The sequence below is a fragment of the Gilliamella sp. B3367 genome (assembly GCF_026536825.1).
Taxonomy (GTDB): Bacteria; Pseudomonadota; Gammaproteobacteria; order Enterobacterales; family Orbaceae; genus Gilliamella; species Gilliamella apicola_E.
Window position 1 is genome coordinate 114,243 of sequence record NZ_JAFNNJ010000004.1, and the last position, 16,574, is coordinate 130,816.

The window sequence follows — 16,574 nt, forward strand, 5'->3', positions numbered from 1 at the left end:
TACTTTTAGTAACTTAATATTATCTTTCCCCACCCTACCCTAAGAATTAAGGTCGAAGAAATAAATACTAAGGATAGGCACAAAGCCCGTAGTCGTTGTTGCTCGACCTCGCATCACCGTAGATTGTACGCACGCTAAACTGGTGACCACTATTATACTGGTCGCTAGTCAAGTAATAACCATCGAGGAAGCCAGCACCAGAATACTGGGGCATAGTGCCCCACTCCGTAAAAAAGCCAGAACCTATATGACGCATAATATGATTACCAGGTGAGGAAGGAGTGGCGCCAGGGATAACTACACTAGATGAAAGAGAAGCGTTGGTTAAATCCTTTACCTTAACAAGACGATAACCAATACTATCACACCAAGATAAAATATTAGAATAATTGTCCCTCTTCGCACCACGATGAACAAACCACTGCTTCAAAGTAAAACCATATTTAATAACTGGATTACCATTATTGTCACGACCAACCAACTCGAATGTCTGAGGCAGAGAAGGAGTAGAAACACTGTCAGGACTAGATGAACTATGCTGGGATGTAGTAGCGTAAGGACCAATTAAAGTAACGCGTACGCTTGTAGCAGTAGAATTAGTCATGGTAGCAGTGATACCACCACGAGAAACAAGAGACCAATACAAAGGTTGATTAACACCACCAATGAGTAAATCAAAGTACAGATTGTTAGCACCAGTAGTAGGAAAGTTTCTACCGTAAGAGGATGGACCAGTTGACTGAGGAATAAAACCATCATAAGGGTCCCACATCGAGGCCGGCCCAGCATAAGGACCTGAAGCGAACACCGTATTAGGTCTGGCAAAACAAACTACAGGTGTAACCTTAGGATTAATGTAATAAGTCACAATACTGGCACTGAAATTACTACGATTAGGAACTCCGTAACGAGTAGATAATGTGCCGTCAGTACTGGATAATGTAACACGATAAGGTGCGTTACAAACTGTTAGCACACTACTACGTGATACAGCTTGATTGTATTTATCAACGATAGATAAACTTAAAGAACCTGTAGCTGTAACACCAGAATCACCATCATCATCCCCCCAATAATTATAAGGAGGACCGATAAGAGAACTTAAAGCGACTGAATTAGTATCAGTGGGAACCAGCATACCAATATCAGCAAAACTCTCACCGGCAGTAGACAACTCAATTGGTCTTGAAGAAGATGAAGTATTGTTTGAAGGTGTGTATCTTGAGCCATTAGATAAAGTAATCCCAAGCAGATCGTTAGTATTAACCACACGAGTACGACCACCGTCGAAAGTCAAATACGGCGCACTACCCTCAATATGATTTTTTGTCGTCTGTGAAGTCAATGCATGACAGGAAAAAGAAAGAAAAAACACCACGAATAGATCTAAATGGATCCGTCGGGATAATTGTAGAAGATATAAGGATCTAAAAAACCATCGAGAAAAGGATCGCGCGAAAATTCGCAGAATTTCACTTGATCGCGTGGAAAAAAAAGTTTCAGTGAAAAATTTAAGTTGGGAGCTGGACTTAGACGAATTTAAATTAGAGGTTGGCCAAGTTGCCTGTTGCCTGTTGAAAATTATAAAACATATGCGACAATCCTGTCAAGTAATTTTTTGATTTATTTGCAATTTCATGCTTTTTTTTATCAAATTTTAGCTTCTTTGCTAAAATTATTAAAAAAGTATAGTGATTGGAAAAACACGATGCAACACTTTTTTTCACTCAATTATGTTAACTTACGTAAAGATGATCTAAAAAGGATCTAAATAATAAATTATTACATATTGTTTTAATTAAATATATTGGAATTACAAATCTTTAAAAATGTAATTAATGATTCTATTAATTTATTCTGGTTTTTAAAATTAGCGATTTGGATCATTTAATAAAGTTTAAATGTAATTTATAACCTCAAAAACCCCACTCCTCAACTTTTTTTTGATGCAAAAAACAGCTACTAAAAAACGCCACAGTTTAAAGCAGAATTATTTATTTGAGAAAAAATTGCAAAGCACAATTTTGAACCCCAAAAACCCCGCTCCTCAACTTTTTTTGATGCAAAAAAACAGCTACTAAAAAACGCCTCAGTTTAAAGCAGAATTATTTATTTGAGACAACATTGCAAAGCAGAATTTTGAACCCCAAAAACCCCGCTCCTCAACTTTTTTTAGAAAAGTGGGTTAAAAATATTTCTTTTTGTTTTTTTGAGCGTACAATAAAAATCATCCACAAATAGAGGTAACGTTATGTTATATAATAACAAATCTACGCAATCCCATCACGATAATCACGACCATTGTCATGGAGATTGTCATAATATTGCACATAATCATACGCATGATTCTCATAACGAAAATCCAACAGTATCTTGTGATGGACATAATCATGGGCATAATCATGGACATGAGATTGAAGATCCTCCCGAAGAGCCTGAGCGGAGTTGCCAAGGTGTTAAATTAACTTGGAAAATTCAAGGTATGGATTGCGCACATTGCGCAAGTAAAATCGAAAACGGTGTTAAGACACTGCCCAATATTAATCAAACCAAAATTATTTTTTCAACCGAAAAGTTAATCGTTTTTGTTCCAAAGCATGATGATGCGGTAATAAAGATGATTGAAGATAAAGTCGTAGAATTGGGTTATACCCCGATTTTTGAGGCATCAGCTAACCAATCCCATCACCACGAACATTCACATAATTTTGATAAAAAAGCATTTATTCCGTTAGCCGTTTTAGGTACTTTAATTGTAGTAAGTTATCTTATTTTGTTGGTGAATCATACAGCTGGCGAATATGCCTTTATTGTGACTGCTATTGTTGGAATTATCCCCATTTTGAAGGAGGCGATTGTTTTAACCCGTAGTGGCACTCCATTTGCAATTGAGTCGTTAATGAGTATATCCGCTCTTGGTGCGCTGTTTATTGGAGCGGCGGAAGAAGCTACCATGGTGATCTTTTTATTTATGATCGGTGAGATGCTCGAGGGCTTTGCAACGAGTAAGGCGAAAAAAGGAATTTCGTCACTAGTAGAATTGATGCCTGATGAAACGGTGATTATTATTGATGGTAAAAGAAAAACAGTTGCCAGCCATACGTTAAAACCTAATGATATTATTGAAATTTCATCTGGTGGACGATTACCTGCTGACGTTATTTTGGTTAGCGAACAAGCCAGCATTGATGAGAGCGCATTAACAGGTGAGTCGATTCCAGTTAATTATTTAAGTGGTGATAAAATTTTAGCTGGGTCATTAGTGGTGGATAATACTATTCAACTCAAGGTAATTTCGGAATCAGGACAAAATGCCGTTGATCGGATTTTGCAATTGATTGAAGATGCCGAAGATCGTAAAGCGCCTATTGAGCGTTTTATCGATAAGTTTAGTCGTTATTATACGCCTGCAATTACGCTATTTGCGTTTTTGGTGGTGGTAATTCCACCATTGTTGACGGGTGCCGATTGGTATACTTGGATTTATCGAGGATTGACGTTGTTGTTAATTGGTTGTCCTTGTGCATTAGTGATATCTACCCCCGCTGTTATTACGTCGGCTTTGTCAACCGCAGCCAAACATGGTGTGTTGATTAAGGGCGGAGCGGCACTTGAACATATTGGTTCAATGAAGATGGTGGCGTTTGATAAGACAGGCACATTAACTGAAGGTAAGCCACAGGTAACTGATGTCATTAATCTTCATTGTTCTAGCGAGGAGTTGTTAGCGATTGTTGCCTCGATTGAAAGTGGATCACACCATCCTTTAGCTAAGGCTTTAGTTGATTATGTTAAGCAAAAACAGATCCATTTTGAGGAAGCCCTAAATCGTAAGGCGATTGCTGGCGTTGGGATTCAAGGTGAATTAGATCAGCAAATTTATTTTATTGTATCTCCTAATAAGATTGAAACCGTATCAACGGCTATAAGTGCTAAAGATGCTGAAACTATCACTCAACTCGAAAATGGTGGTAAGACCGTTGTGGTGGTTACAACCCACCAGCAGTTGTTGGGGATTATTGCTTTGCAAGATGTGCTACGAAGTGATGCTTTAGCTGCTATAACTGAGCTTAAGCAACTTGGTTTGCAAACATTAATGTTAACCGGCGACAATCAACGTGCAGCAAAAGCAATTGCAGGACAATTAGGCATAGATTATCGTGCTGAGTTGTTGCCAGCAGATAAGTTAGCAGAAATCGAAAAAATAGGTCAACATACGTCTATTGCGATGATTGGTGATGGAATTAATGATTCCCCTGCTATGAAGGCTGCAACTGTCGGTATTGCTATGGGTAGTGGTACGGATGTTGCACTTGAAACAGCCGATGCCGCTTTAACCAAAAATAGTTTATTAAGTTTACCTAAATTAATACGTTTAACTCGCTTCGCTAATCGTAATATCAAACAAAATATTACAATTGCCTTAGGAATTAAGTTGGTATTTTTAATTACTAGTTTATTTGGTATTACTGGGCTTTGGCTTGCGGTATTAGCCGATTCGGGTACCACAGCGATTGTTACAGCCAATGCTTTAAGATTGCTTAAGGTTAAAAAATAAGGGGGAACAGCTAATTTTAACTGTTTTTTAAAGGATAAGTTATCGAACTTTTTATAATCGCGTAATCTAACTTTTATTCTTAAACCTATTAAAGAAGGGATGCTGTACGCAATCCCTTCTGGTAAATCCTTATTTAAATGGAACGCTTTGAAGTTAACCACTGCGATTCATATACAAACCGTTTATCAATGTATTGGTAGATTTTCACGATTACCAAAATAGTAAAAAAGCTAACTCACCCGCTTTTTATTTTTCTATCTCAATTTCCTTCTATCCTCATCCTTTTTTGTTTATATGCAAAACGTTTATCGCTACTTATAGAGAATACTCGTCTAGTTTTTTGCTTGCTCGATCGATGCATTGCACCTCAATTTTTAGTTTTAGCGATGTAATTTCTTCCGCCATAATTTCTCAAGATATCAAATTTTCTTGAATGAGAGAAATGAAAAAATAAATCTTATATTTTAATTAAAAATACTTATAAGTCTTATATTATACTTATATTAAAATTGATTAGAAAAGCAAAATGAATAAAATTGCTTTTCAAATCAAGGCATTGAAGCAGTTACGGAAAATGCCTAACAACAATCTAATTCATAATAAGATTAATGATTTAGCTGATATACCAAATTGTATTAATGTAAAAGCATTGACTGGCCATGAATATCAATACAGGTTAAGAGTTGGTAATTATCGAGTGTTTTTAATTTTAATGGCTAGATTTATATTGTTTCTATTGAAGAGGTGAAAAAACGAGATGACCGAACTTACTAATATACAATTTATTAATAACGAACAAGGGCAACCGCAATTTGTGGTTTTACCATACAATCAATATTTAGAGTTATCTAAATCCAAGACAATTGATATTGAATCTGGTGTACCAAGCGAGGTTGTGAACATGGTTTTTGATAATAACTATTCGCCAGCTCAGGCGTGGCGTGAATATTTGAATTTATCTCAAGTTGAAGTGGCAAATAGAATCGGTATTAGCCAGCCAGCATATTCTCAATATGAAAAAAGCCAAAAGTTAAAAAAACAACGCGGATTAAAATTGCTGAAGCGCTACATGTTAAGCCTGAACTTTTAGATTTTTAACTCTTCGCTAATGACTTGATAATATGACAAAATTGGTTAACAGAGAACAAAAACCCGCTCTAGGCGGGTTGTGTAATAAATACAAGTTAATTATTTTTTAATTTGAGCATTCTTTTTCTAATCTTTCGTAAGCTTTTTTATAGCCTAATAATGAAAAGGTAAAGTCTCTTGTTGATTTTGAGCCTGCCCTTACGATTAGTTTTTTACCATTTTGGAGTGCTCCATTCATAAAGTCTTCTTTTTTGGCACTGACATTGCCTTTATGCATAACCCATTCCATTTCAATTGGTTTTTCTTTATCTACTCTAAAAATAACTTTCATTGCTCCATCTTGGTTGTCTTTCCAGTTTTTTGATAGAGGTACAAGAGCTACCCCCTCACAAGTAAACATAAGTCCGGCACTTTCAATATCTTTAGTTTTTGTCATATCAATGGCGAGTATAAAAACATCTTTTTTATCTGTAATTGGATCAATATCGATATTAACTCGCCAATCTTTGTAAGTAATTTCATTGGCAAAAACACTAAATGAAAAAAGCAATAAAATGGTGATAAATAATCTTTTCATACATTCTCCTGTAAATAATTTAGGTCAATAGTACGAAATTCATGAAATTTGCACAATAAAAAACCGCTATAAAAGCGGTCTTATTTATAAAATTTATTATTTTATTGAGTAAATTATTTTACGTTTGCAGTACAGTACGATGATGATTTTATATAATTATCGTCGCGGTAAAACGTATATTTTTTACCCATGTAGTAATTAGCGGTAACGTTGATTTCACTAGAATTAAATTTATCAACATCAAGCTTTTCACCGCTTTGAACAATCAATGATTTTCCATCATAAATCAACTTATATAAAACATCTTTCCCATTCCATGAATAACAAAACAAGCCTGTCCCGTCTGGATTTATTTTAATCGTGGTTAAGTATGGTCCCATTCCTGCAACCCATACCCCAACCATTTTATTATCGACATTTTGTGGGCTTGAACGTAAATAATCATCAGCGTTCACATCCCCTAACGTTTTACATCCAGCTAAAGCAAAACAAATTAAAAATAAACTCAATACAATTTTTTTCATACCATTCTCCTTAAATTTTAGGTAATGGTATGTTATTTAAAGGGTTTGGGCAATAAAAAACCCGCCAGAGCAGATTGTTAATTTTTAATAATTTATTTAGTTAAACTTTGTTATTGCTATTATTCATTTTATTAATAACAGCACTCAGACTCATCCCCATCATTCGTTTAATTGCTACATTGGGTTCTGCATCAATCAACTTTTGGATTTTTTCCAAAATATCAGCATCCCAGGGTTGTTTCTGAATTAAATCATGCATCATCTGTAGATTATTGTTAATCATGTTTTATCCCAAAACCAGTTGAATTTTCTAAACCATTTATGCATTGGTGAACTGAACAACTTTAATATAAAGTTGTTGGGATTATATCTGTATTTCCATTCTGATCTATAAATAATCTAAATACTTTTCTTTCGCCATTCTTAAACGCAAATTCACGTTCACGTCTTGGAGGGTTAAATCCACACAATCCCTTTCCTTGAATCGATGAACCAATTATTATATTACCACTTGGTGCATACAGTGAAACACGTTCTTTAGTTTCTAGCCTTGCTGCCTCTTCCCCATTAATAAATACGTTTATGTAACAACCACTACCAACCAAGCCTTTATCTCTTATCAATATTAAATTAGCATAATTACTAACTTCGTTCTGAAATTTAAACACTCTCTCTTTCGGGACGTCCTTTACTTCATTTAATGAAATTGGAGTTGTTGAGCACCCTGAAATCGAAAAACCAATAAACATTAAAATTAATAACTTTTTCATACCATTCTCCTTAATTTTTAAGTATGGTATGAAATATTATCTATAAAATCAATTTTGCCAATTTTAAATTCAATTTGTTTATTCTATAATCAAAGTACATAAGAAAATATATTCATTCGAGCGCTCAAAAGTGAATAAAGAAAACAACGAACTTATAATTAAAAACACGCCAGATTACTATATTGCTAGAGAACAAGTTTATGGTGAAATAATATCCAAACCAATTAGAAAAAAATAAGAGAAATCGTTTATGAAGTTAGAGAACATATAAAGGATAATGAAACTCAACAAGCAAGTATTGTAAAACTGATTGATGAGCATAAAAAAACCACCCTTAGGTGTCTTTTTGATTTATTCATTAATTTCAGCGCTTCCCCTTCCATGATTTGCAGATCATTAAAAACTCGCTCATTTTCATAGATATTACAGATAATCAAAAAGCGAATGATGAAAATAAATATGAAGAATTAGAATATATTGAAAAAAATAAACGAGCAAAGTTGCATTTAAAAATAATATCTGATTTACTTCGTTTAGCTGTAAATGAATTTTTAGTAAAACTACTATAAAAAATTAATCTAATATTAACCAATTATTGCAAGGATTTTATATGAAAAAGATATTAATATTAATTACTGCTTTGTTTTTATTTGGATGTAATGAAAAGACCTATACTGTAGAAGATTTTAAAAATGATAAAGAACTACTAGATAAATATCGTAAAAAATGTGAGAACGGTGAAATTGATGGTGATAGCTTAAATTGTCAAAACTCTCACAAAGCAGTGGTCTCAAAAAATAGAGTTGGTAACGCAAGCTGGAATTAATAGCTTTATAAGCTACTCATGTTGGCTTTAAATTTCAATCCGTGATAAGCTTATAGCATTAATTTTATTATTAATCATAAGCTTATCATCTTGCTTTATAATCTTAACTTCTTTTTCGGCTTTATTTTAATTTAAACAATTGATTAATCTACTTCGAACAAATCTCTTTTTGCTATCCTTGTTATCAATTAATTTAGCAAATGCTGTTTGCTTACCGTTTATTTGAAATTGATAATTGGGTTCTTTCACAATATCACTTTGTTTCTCTGTTGCAATTGAGAATGTAGCTTAAATAACTGTAAATATTAGATTAATTGCAAACTGCGACTTAACTTTTTAGCAATCTGTAACCTACCAATACGCTGGTTTATCCCTATGCATATAGGGAACACTATTTTTTATTCTACTTATTCCGTATTTACCTCGGTTTATCCCTATGCATATAGGGAACACGGCAGAAAACCACAAGATATGGATGATACCAGCGGTTTATCCCTATACATATAGGGAACACTAAATCAATAAACAATTGCTCCGAAACACTATCGGTTTATCCCTATACATATAGGGAACACACCAAACTGGTTACCATTCGGAGTTCTACCTCCGGTTTATCCCTATACATATAGGGAACACACCAAATGGTCGATCTGCTTTTAAATCCAGATCGGTTTATCCCTATACATATAGGGAACACTCTAATTATAACCTATTGTTTATTAATCAAAATACCAAAATGAAAAATTCCACCAATTTTTTTGGTGCTTTTTTAAACAGCTGGTTTAAGACAAGATTATCAATATAATTTGAAATTTATTAAATGGTTAAGTCAAGATAAAAAGGGATTTAGAGCTGCATTATTTTTTGCCGCTTACCTATGTACCGATTTATTTCCGATCATAAGATATACTTTTCAGTAATTCATGTTAATCAATTACCGGTAGATATTTCACTCATCACTTCGTAATGAGATTTCACCACCAATATATGCGTTCGTTTTGCCATTTTGTTCTAAGAGTAACGCACCCTGTTCATTGATACCTTTGGCTACGCCACGGATCACATCGTCACCAATTAATAATTTAACAGGACGCCCTACAAAATTGTCGAGCCGTTGCCAATCGTTAAGAAACGGTGTTAGTCCATGTTGTTCGAAGTCTCGAAGTTTTACTTTTAGATTTTTCGCGACTTTTGCCACTAATAAATTGCGATCAACTTTACCTAAATTAGCCCACTTTTGGTTGACGATAGTTGTATCGGGATTATTCATCATTAGGTTGACTCCAACACCAATAACAACATGTGCACAGTCTCCCGTTTTGCCTGCAAGTTCAACTAATATGCCTGCAAGTTTTTGGTCATTAAGATAGAGGTCATTTGGCCATTTTACTTTAATATCTTGCCCCGAGATTTCTCGTAACGTATCGGCTATCACAACACCAACGACTAAGCTTAGCCCCATGGCTGCTGCGATGCCCTGTTCAAGTCGCCAATACATTGAGAAATAGAGATTACAGCCAAATGGTGCAAACCATTGTCGCCCTCGCCTGCCTCGTGCTTTTGATTGAAACTCGGCAACACAGCTGTCGCCAGTTTGTAATTTCTCAATATTATCTAATAAATATTGGTTGGTTGATTCAATAATAGGCAGTACTTCCACATGACTATCAGCACCATAGTCGTTGTCGATTTTAACTTTATCAAGTAGATCTATTGGTGATGCTAAGCAGTAACCTTTACCTTGCACGGATGATAAGGTGATCCCCCATTCCCGTAGCACTTTGATATATTTGTTGATGCCAGCTCGCGTTATTCCAAATTGGTTGGCAAGTTCTTCACCAGAGTGAAACTGCCCATCAGCTAATATATTGATTAATTTCAATGGATTTTGGTTACTGCGCATTAAACCCTCACTTTTTGAGTGATAATAAAACAATAAAGTAAAGCGAAATTATAGCAAAACTAATAAATAAATAGGTATTGTTAAATGTGTCCATTATAAAGGCAATTACCGCTGGCGCAACTAGGCTACCAAGTGTATTGGTTAATAGCATAGCTTGATTCATTGATACAATTTCTTGTTTGCGAACACATGAGCAAGCCCAGGCCATTGAGATTGGGTAGATAGTGTAAATGGTCGCACCAAGTAAAATGATGGCTAATACGCCATAGAGGTTAAATATCAGTAAACAACAAGCTATCATCATTAAGATTGATTCAACCAACAAAACAATACGACGACCAAACCTATCTGCGCACCAGTTGGCAGGCATTTGCGCGATTACCCCAGAAAGTATTAGTAAAACCATCCAATTTGCGACTTGGTTATCTGTATAACCTAGATGTGAGTAGTATGCTGGCATTAGAGAGTATAGCGATCCAATTAACATACCAGCAATCGCACAACCAATTAAACCAACTCGAGAAGGTTTATACAATATCATGGGGATGATGTTGAAACTGCTTTTTTTCTTTTTAGGTAATTTGTAATGGGTTAGTAATATAAATAAGATAGCTAACCCCATTAGCACTGCTATTACTAGGCCAAAATAGAGGACGTTTTGCGGAAAGTATTGGAGCAATGCTTGCCCTAAAACAGTACCTAAGTAGTAGGTGGTTAGATAAACCGCCAGCATTTTTCCGCGAGTACGAACAGTACCCGTAACTAAGATACAGCTTTCAATGACCACCCAAGTAACTGCACAGGCTATTCCAATAAAAAATCGCCATATCGCCCAACTATAGAAATCCATTGAAAAGCTTAATCCAATAGTTGCAATCGCAAAGATAATACAACTATAGGTGTAAGTGAATCTGGCGTTAAATCGGCTAATAAACCAATTTGCCATAATCGTTCCCACTAAGTTACCTGTAAAGTAGCTTGAGCCGACTAAACCTATTTGTCCTAGTGAAAAATGTTCACGCACTAGCCAAAGTGGCACTTGGGTATTAAGTGCCGATAAGGCGATGGTTACAAATAATAAACTTGTTAATAAAATAGGGAATGAATACGAATGTTTCATAATTTTGTTGTATATAAGCTGTTTTATTGTCTAATAAACGTTATTTACGTTATAGAAATTTATCCACGTCAATCTCACCAGTTGCGCCCATAAATCGAATTTCAGGCGAGAGGTGCACCGAGAACTTTTGTAATACTGCATTTATGATATAACGCGCTAACGCAACGACATCTTGCGCTGTCGCATTATCTTTATTGACTAATACAAGAGCTTGTTGTTGATGCACTGCTGCACCACCAATTTGATAGCCTTTTAGACCACACTGATCAATTAACCAGCCGGCAGCTAATTTTATTTGATCATTTGATTGTGGATATATTGGCATTGTTGGATATTTTTCAAGTAGTTTATCAGCAAATTTTTTGTCTACTACTGGGTTTTTAAAAAAGCTTCCACCATTTCCTAATACATTAGGATCAGGCAGTTTGCTACGACGGATTTCGCACACTTTGTCGAAGATCATTTTTGGGGTGACACTTTCTGGATCAAAATTCCTTAATTCACCATAAGTTAACACCGGGCTCCATTGTTTTGGTAATGTGATGCCAACATATACAACCGCATAACCATTAGCATATTTTTGTTTAAAGATGCTTTCACGATAGCCATATTGACCATCAGTTACGCGAATAATTTTACCCGTTGCAAATTCAAGTAATTCGACATAATCGGCCACTTTTTGAAATTCAATGCCATAAGCGCCAATATTTTGAATTGGTGCAGATCCTACACATCCTGGTATTAGAGCTAAGTTTTCAAGGCCGGGAATGTTTTGATTAATGGTGTTAGCAACCAGATCATGCCAATATTCACCCGCACCCACTTTTAAATGCCAGTGTGTTGGGGTTTCGGTTATCGTTAATCCTTTAATTCGATTAACAATGATTGTACCAGCAAAATTTTCAGTAAATAGTGTATTACTACCTTGTCCAATAATCATAATTGGTTGACTATCGGTATTAGTTTTCCAAACTTGCATTAGCTGCTCCACTGTTTCGACTGTTTCTACTTGGTTGGCATAGACATCTAAAGCAAATGTGTTAGGAATTTTTTGGTTCATTAATGACTACCTTTTATTAGAAATACTTTTAAATTCAATTAAATTAGTTTTATTCGGCATTTTTTATGCCTTTTATTATTTAAAAGTATTAAATCAATGCCTTTATCTATTTTGATAAAGCAATTTATTCTATTGTGTCGATTGTTTATTTATTTGCTATATTATCACAACGCAAAACGATCTTTTATGCATTAAAATTTTTTTTAATGATCTTAACTATTTTTAGGTTGATATAAGTGTCAAAAGATTAGACAAATAGTCTACAAATTGGACACTTTCGCTTTTTTGTTTTTTTTTATCATGTATTATAGCTACCCAAACGATCTTTTTTATAAATTTAGTTAAAATCTATTTTACTCAACCTTGTGGTAGACGTTATTATTAATGAAATTTAAAAAATAAGTTATCGATCACGGTTTTATATAACTTTATGTTTTAAGATTGTTACAATATTTAGTGGTAGTTGTGATTTAGAGGAAATTATGAAAAGAGTTTTTATTATGATCCTCGATTCCTTTGGGATCGGCGGTGCTGAAGATGCAAAAAAATATGGTGATGAAGGTTCTGATACCTTAGGCCATATTGCCGAAGCTTGTGCTTCAGGTAATGCAGATCATGGTCGTCAAGGCCCATTAAAATTACCTAATTTAGGAAAGTTAGGTTTGATAGAAGCCGCTTATGAATCAACTGGTTCATACCCTAAAGGAATGGCTACCGAAGGTGAAGTTATTGGTGCTTATGGCTTTGCCAGTGAGATTTCGTCGGGTAAAGATACGCCTTCAGGTCACTGGGAAATCGCGGGTGTTCCCGTTCTGTTTGATTGGGGCTATTTTACCAATACTACCAATAGTTTTCCTAAAGAATTATTAGATAATATTGTTAAACGTGCTAACTTGCCTGGTTATCTTGGTGATTGTCATTCATCAGGTACAGTGATTCTTGATGAGCTTGGGCTTGAGCATATGGCTTCTGGTAAACCTATTTTTTATACCTCTGCTGATTCTGTTTTTCAAATTGCCTGCCATGAAGAGACTTTCGGTCTTGATAAACTTTATGAGGTTTGTGAGATAGCTCGTGATGAGCTTAATAAAGGCGATTATAATATCGGCCGCGTTATTGCTCGTCCATTTTTAGGTAATAAGCCTGGTGAATTTGTGCGTACTGGTAATCGTCATGATTTAGCCGTTGAACCACCAGCTCCGACAATGATTAAAAAGCTAGTTGAAGAAAAACAAGGTACTGTTGTATCAATTGGTAAAATTGCCGATATTTATGCCGAAGTAGGTATCACTAAGAAAGTTAAAGCTACAGGTATTGAGGCTTTATTCAATGCTACGCTAGAAGAAATCAAACAAGCGAAAGATAACACGATTGTGTTTACCAATTTCGTTGATTTTGACTCATCTTATGGTCATCGACGTGATGTTGCAGGCTACGCTGCGGCTTTAGAATATTTTGACCGCCGTTTACCTGAGATGTTAGCCCTTATTGAACCAGGCGATCTTTTAATTATTAGTGCCGATCATGGTTGTGATCCAACGTGGCCTGGTACGGATCATACTCGTGAGCATATTCCCGTTTTAGTTTATGGTGATAGTGTTCCAGCTGGATCATTAGGTCATCGTGAAACATTTGCTGACATTGGTCAAAGTGTTGCTGATTATTTTGATTTGTCACCAATGGATTATGGCAAGTCATTTATTCGTAAATAGCAATTGTTTAGGACGTTTTTTAGTAATAAATCAGGAGAGTTAAATGCCTACCCCTCATATCAACGCCGCCGATGGTGCTTTTGCTCAAACGGTATTAATGCCCGGCGATCCATTACGAGCTAAATTTATTGCCGAAACTTTTTTAGATAATGCTAAAGAAGTAACGAATGTAAGAGGAATGCTCGGTTTTACTGGTCAGTATAAAGGTAAACAAGTTTCTGTTATGGGGCATGGAATGGGTATCCCATCTTGTTCTATTTATACAACCGAATTGATTAAGTTTTATGGTGTCAAAAACATTATTCGTATCGGTTCATGCGGTGCAATTAGCCCAAATGTTAATCTTGGTGATGTTGTTATTGGTATGGGCGCTTGTACGGATTCTAAAGTGAATCGTTTGCGTTTTAAAGATCATGATTTTGCTGCCATCGCTGACTTTGGTCTTGTTTGTAATGCAGTTAATGCAGCTAAAGATTTAAATGTTAATGTGAAGGTTGGTAATATTTTCTCAGCTGATCTGTTTTATAGCGTTGAGCCTGATCTTTTCGATATCATGGAAAAATACAATATTTTAGGTGTCGAAATGGAAGCTGCTGGTATTTATGGTGTGGCGGCTGAATATGGCGCAAAAGCGTTGGCGATTTGTACGGTATCAGATCATATTCGAAAAGGCGAAGCGATGTCTTCCGAAGAACGCCAGCTAGGCTTCAAAGAGATGATTACTGTTGCGTTAGAGTCGGTATTACTCAATTCAGATTAAATTAATGGCAGAATTTCTGCCATTTTTTTTGTTTAAGAAATAAAAGTTTTACATTGACTGTCATTAATCAATTTTATCAGTAAATGTGTTTAACGTTATAACTAACGCATCGATAGTAATAACAATTTTTATTTATTCATTAATTTTATCTAATAGGTTAGAAGAGAACTCATTTAATAAGGAAACGAAATGAATATTAAGTTCAAACTTAAAGTTATATTTTTCTTGCAATTTTTTATCTGGGGTAGCTGGCTTATAACTTTAGGCTCTTACATGATGGAGACCTTGCATTTTACTGGAACAACAGTAGGTACAGTTTATGGTACTATGGGCATAGCATCCTTATTTATGCCAGGTCTGCTTGGTGTTGTGGCAGATAGATGGATTCCTGCTAATCGTTTATTCATGCTTTGTCACTTATTTGGCGCAATAACCCTTTTTATTGCCGCTTCAGTCACAACACCATTTATGATGGTCGTGGTAATTTTAATTCATTGTTTAGCATTTATGCCAACTATCGCGATTTCTAACTCAATTTCTTATTCTTGTTTAGAATCAGAAGGTCTTGATGTTATATCGCAATTCCCTAGTATAAGAATTTTTGGTACTATCGGCTTCATTGTTGCTATGTGGCTTGTTAGTTTCTTAAAAGTTGGATTAAGCAATGTACAGCTCTATATTGCAGCTGGCGGTTCGATTTTACTCAGCCTATATTCATTAACATTGCCATTAATTGTCATTGCTAAAGATGAGTCAAAAAGAAAGTCGCTTGTAAGTTCTTTAGGTTTAGACGCATTTGTATTATTTAAACAACCTAGAATTGCTATCTTTTTTGTCTTTGCTGTCTTTCTTGGTGGTATTTTACAAATTACCAATACTTTTGGTAATCCGTTCTTACTTTCATTTAAAAGTATTCCGGAATATGCTGATAGTTTAGTTGTGCAATATCCGTCAGTATTGCTATCTATTTCACAAATGTCAGAAGTTGTATTTATTTTATTTGTACCATTTTTTATGAAAAGATTTGGTATCAAATATGTCATGTTAATCAGTATGTTGGCATGGGTTGCTCGGTTTGGATTATTTGCTTTTGGCGATCCATCACCTGTAGGTTTCACGTTACTTCTTCTGTCAATGATTGTTTATGGTTGTGCATTTGATTTCTATAATATTTCGGGTTCTATGTACGTTGATAAAACAGTTTCACCAGATATCCGTAATAGTGCACAAGGTTTATTTATGATTATGACCAATGGTTTTGGGGCTTATTTAGGTTCAACTATCAGTGGTGTTGTTGTGGATCTTTACACTGTAAATGGTGTCATTGACTGGCGTACAATTTGGTTAATTTTTGCAGGATATTCTTTATTACTTGCTATTATTTTTGTCTTTATTTTCAAGAATGATACTCTTGAGAACAGAAATTAATACCAAACTCAAGGCAAGGTTAATATTAAATAGATAGACTAAATTAACCAATTTGGCCACATCAATAGACAGGCATCTAATTTGTTGCCTGTCTATTGTTGCCACTTGATTTCAAAGAAATTGATAAGTCACACAAAATGTATGGAAAATAATTGTCTTATCAAGGTAGAATAAAATGCTTGTAAAAGTTGTATCACTTTAGTCTGATGAATAATTTACAAGTGCCCTATAAGCATATACTTAAACA

The 16,574-nt window shown here is 34.9% G+C and carries 14 protein-coding genes and 1 CRISPR repeat array; of the genes, 6 read left to right on the forward strand and 8 right to left on the reverse strand.

Annotated features, from left to right (window positions below; translation table 11 throughout):
- Positions 1-67: 67 nt before the first annotated feature.
- On the reverse strand, positions 68-1,378 hold the full coding sequence (locus tag J3U23_RS07855) for a hypothetical protein (protein WP_267338948.1): 1,311 nt from the start codon (positions 1,376-1,378) through the stop codon (positions 68-70).
- Between the two features lie 873 nt (positions 1,379-2,251).
- Between J3U23_RS07855 and J3U23_RS07860 the strand changes: the two genes are divergently transcribed.
- Both J3U23_RS07860 and J3U23_RS07865 read left to right on the forward strand, forming a co-directional pair.
- Positions 2,252-4,558 (forward strand): zinc/cadmium/mercury/lead-transporting ATPase, encoded by a 2,307-nt coding sequence (locus J3U23_RS07860; RefSeq protein ID WP_267338950.1) that lies wholly within the window; start codon positions 2,252-2,254, stop codon positions 4,556-4,558.
- Between the two features lie 757 nt (positions 4,559-5,315).
- On the forward strand, positions 5,316-5,648 hold the full coding sequence (locus J3U23_RS07865) for a helix-turn-helix domain-containing protein (RefSeq protein ID WP_267338951.1): 333 nt from the start codon (positions 5,316-5,318) through the stop codon (positions 5,646-5,648).
- Positions 5,649-5,753: 105 nt separating this feature from the next.
- Here J3U23_RS07865 and J3U23_RS07870 read toward each other — a convergent pair whose 3' ends face one another.
- The 4 genes from J3U23_RS07870 to J3U23_RS07885 form a co-directional block, all read right to left on the reverse strand.
- Positions 5,754-6,224 carry a hypothetical protein gene (locus J3U23_RS07870; RefSeq protein WP_267338953.1) on the reverse strand — a complete coding sequence of 157 codons (471 nt, stop codon included), beginning with the start codon at positions 6,222-6,224 and terminating at the stop codon, positions 5,754-5,756.
- A gap of 113 nt (positions 6,225-6,337) precedes the next feature.
- A complete protein-coding gene (locus tag J3U23_RS07875) occupies positions 6,338-6,748 on the reverse strand; it encodes a J517_1871 family lipoprotein (RefSeq protein ID WP_267337435.1) in 411 nt (136 codons plus the stop codon).
- A 100-nt stretch (positions 6,749-6,848) separates the two neighbouring features.
- Positions 6,849-7,031, reverse strand: coding sequence for a hypothetical protein (locus J3U23_RS07880; RefSeq protein ID WP_267338955.1), 183 nt, complete (start codon positions 7,029-7,031; stop codon positions 6,849-6,851).
- Between the two features lie 61 nt (positions 7,032-7,092).
- On the reverse strand, positions 7,093-7,518 hold the full coding sequence (locus J3U23_RS07885; RefSeq protein ID WP_267337437.1) for a hypothetical protein: 426 nt from the start codon (positions 7,516-7,518) through the stop codon (positions 7,093-7,095).
- Between the two features lie 610 nt (positions 7,519-8,128).
- Here J3U23_RS07885 and J3U23_RS07890 point away from each other — a divergent pair.
- Positions 8,129-8,344, forward strand: a complete 216-nt coding sequence (locus J3U23_RS07890) for an EexN family lipoprotein (protein ID WP_065733814.1) — start codon at positions 8,129-8,131, stop codon at positions 8,342-8,344.
- 363 nt (positions 8,345-8,707) lie between these two features.
- A CRISPR array of direct repeats spans positions 8,708-9,041; the repeat unit is 29 nt; unit sequence CGGTTTATCCCTATACATATAGGGAACAC.
- A gap of 252 nt (positions 9,042-9,293) precedes the next feature.
- On the opposite strand, the gene birA is transcribed toward J3U23_RS07890, so the two are convergent.
- Genes birA through murB form a run of 3 tightly spaced genes read right to left on the reverse strand, consistent with a single transcriptional unit; the run spans position 9,294 to position 12,427 of the window.
- A complete protein-coding gene (birA, locus tag J3U23_RS07895; RefSeq protein ID WP_267338956.1) occupies positions 9,294-10,247 on the reverse strand; it encodes a bifunctional biotin--[acetyl-CoA-carboxylase] ligase/biotin operon repressor BirA in 954 nt (317 codons plus the stop codon).
- Positions 10,248-10,254: 7 nt separating this feature from the next.
- The gene (locus tag J3U23_RS07900; RefSeq protein ID WP_065563160.1) at positions 10,255-11,367 is read right to left on the reverse strand and encodes an MFS transporter; all 1,113 of its coding nucleotides are present in this window, start codon (positions 11,365-11,367) and stop codon (positions 10,255-10,257) included.
- 49 nt (positions 11,368-11,416) lie between these two features.
- Complete coding sequence (murB, locus tag J3U23_RS07905; protein WP_220225806.1) at positions 11,417-12,427, reverse strand: UDP-N-acetylmuramate dehydrogenase; 1,011 nt, start codon at positions 12,425-12,427, stop codon at positions 11,417-11,419.
- 482 nt (positions 12,428-12,909) lie between these two features.
- Here murB and J3U23_RS07910 point away from each other — a divergent pair, with 482 nt between their 5' ends.
- From J3U23_RS07910 to J3U23_RS07920, 3 genes are all read left to right on the forward strand, one after another.
- Entirely contained in the window at positions 12,910-14,139 is a 1,230-nt protein-coding gene (locus J3U23_RS07910) for a phosphopentomutase (protein ID WP_065563162.1), read from the forward strand.
- A gap of 43 nt (positions 14,140-14,182) precedes the next feature.
- Positions 14,183-14,899 carry a purine-nucleoside phosphorylase gene (deoD, locus tag J3U23_RS07915; RefSeq protein WP_220225805.1) on the forward strand — a complete coding sequence of 239 codons (717 nt, stop codon included), beginning with the start codon at positions 14,183-14,185 and terminating at the stop codon, positions 14,897-14,899.
- A 189-nt stretch (positions 14,900-15,088) separates the two neighbouring features.
- On the forward strand, positions 15,089-16,327 hold the full coding sequence (locus J3U23_RS07920; RefSeq protein WP_267330651.1) for a nucleoside permease: 1,239 nt from the start codon (positions 15,089-15,091) through the stop codon (positions 16,325-16,327).
- The last annotated feature ends 247 nt before the right edge of the window (positions 16,328-16,574 follow it).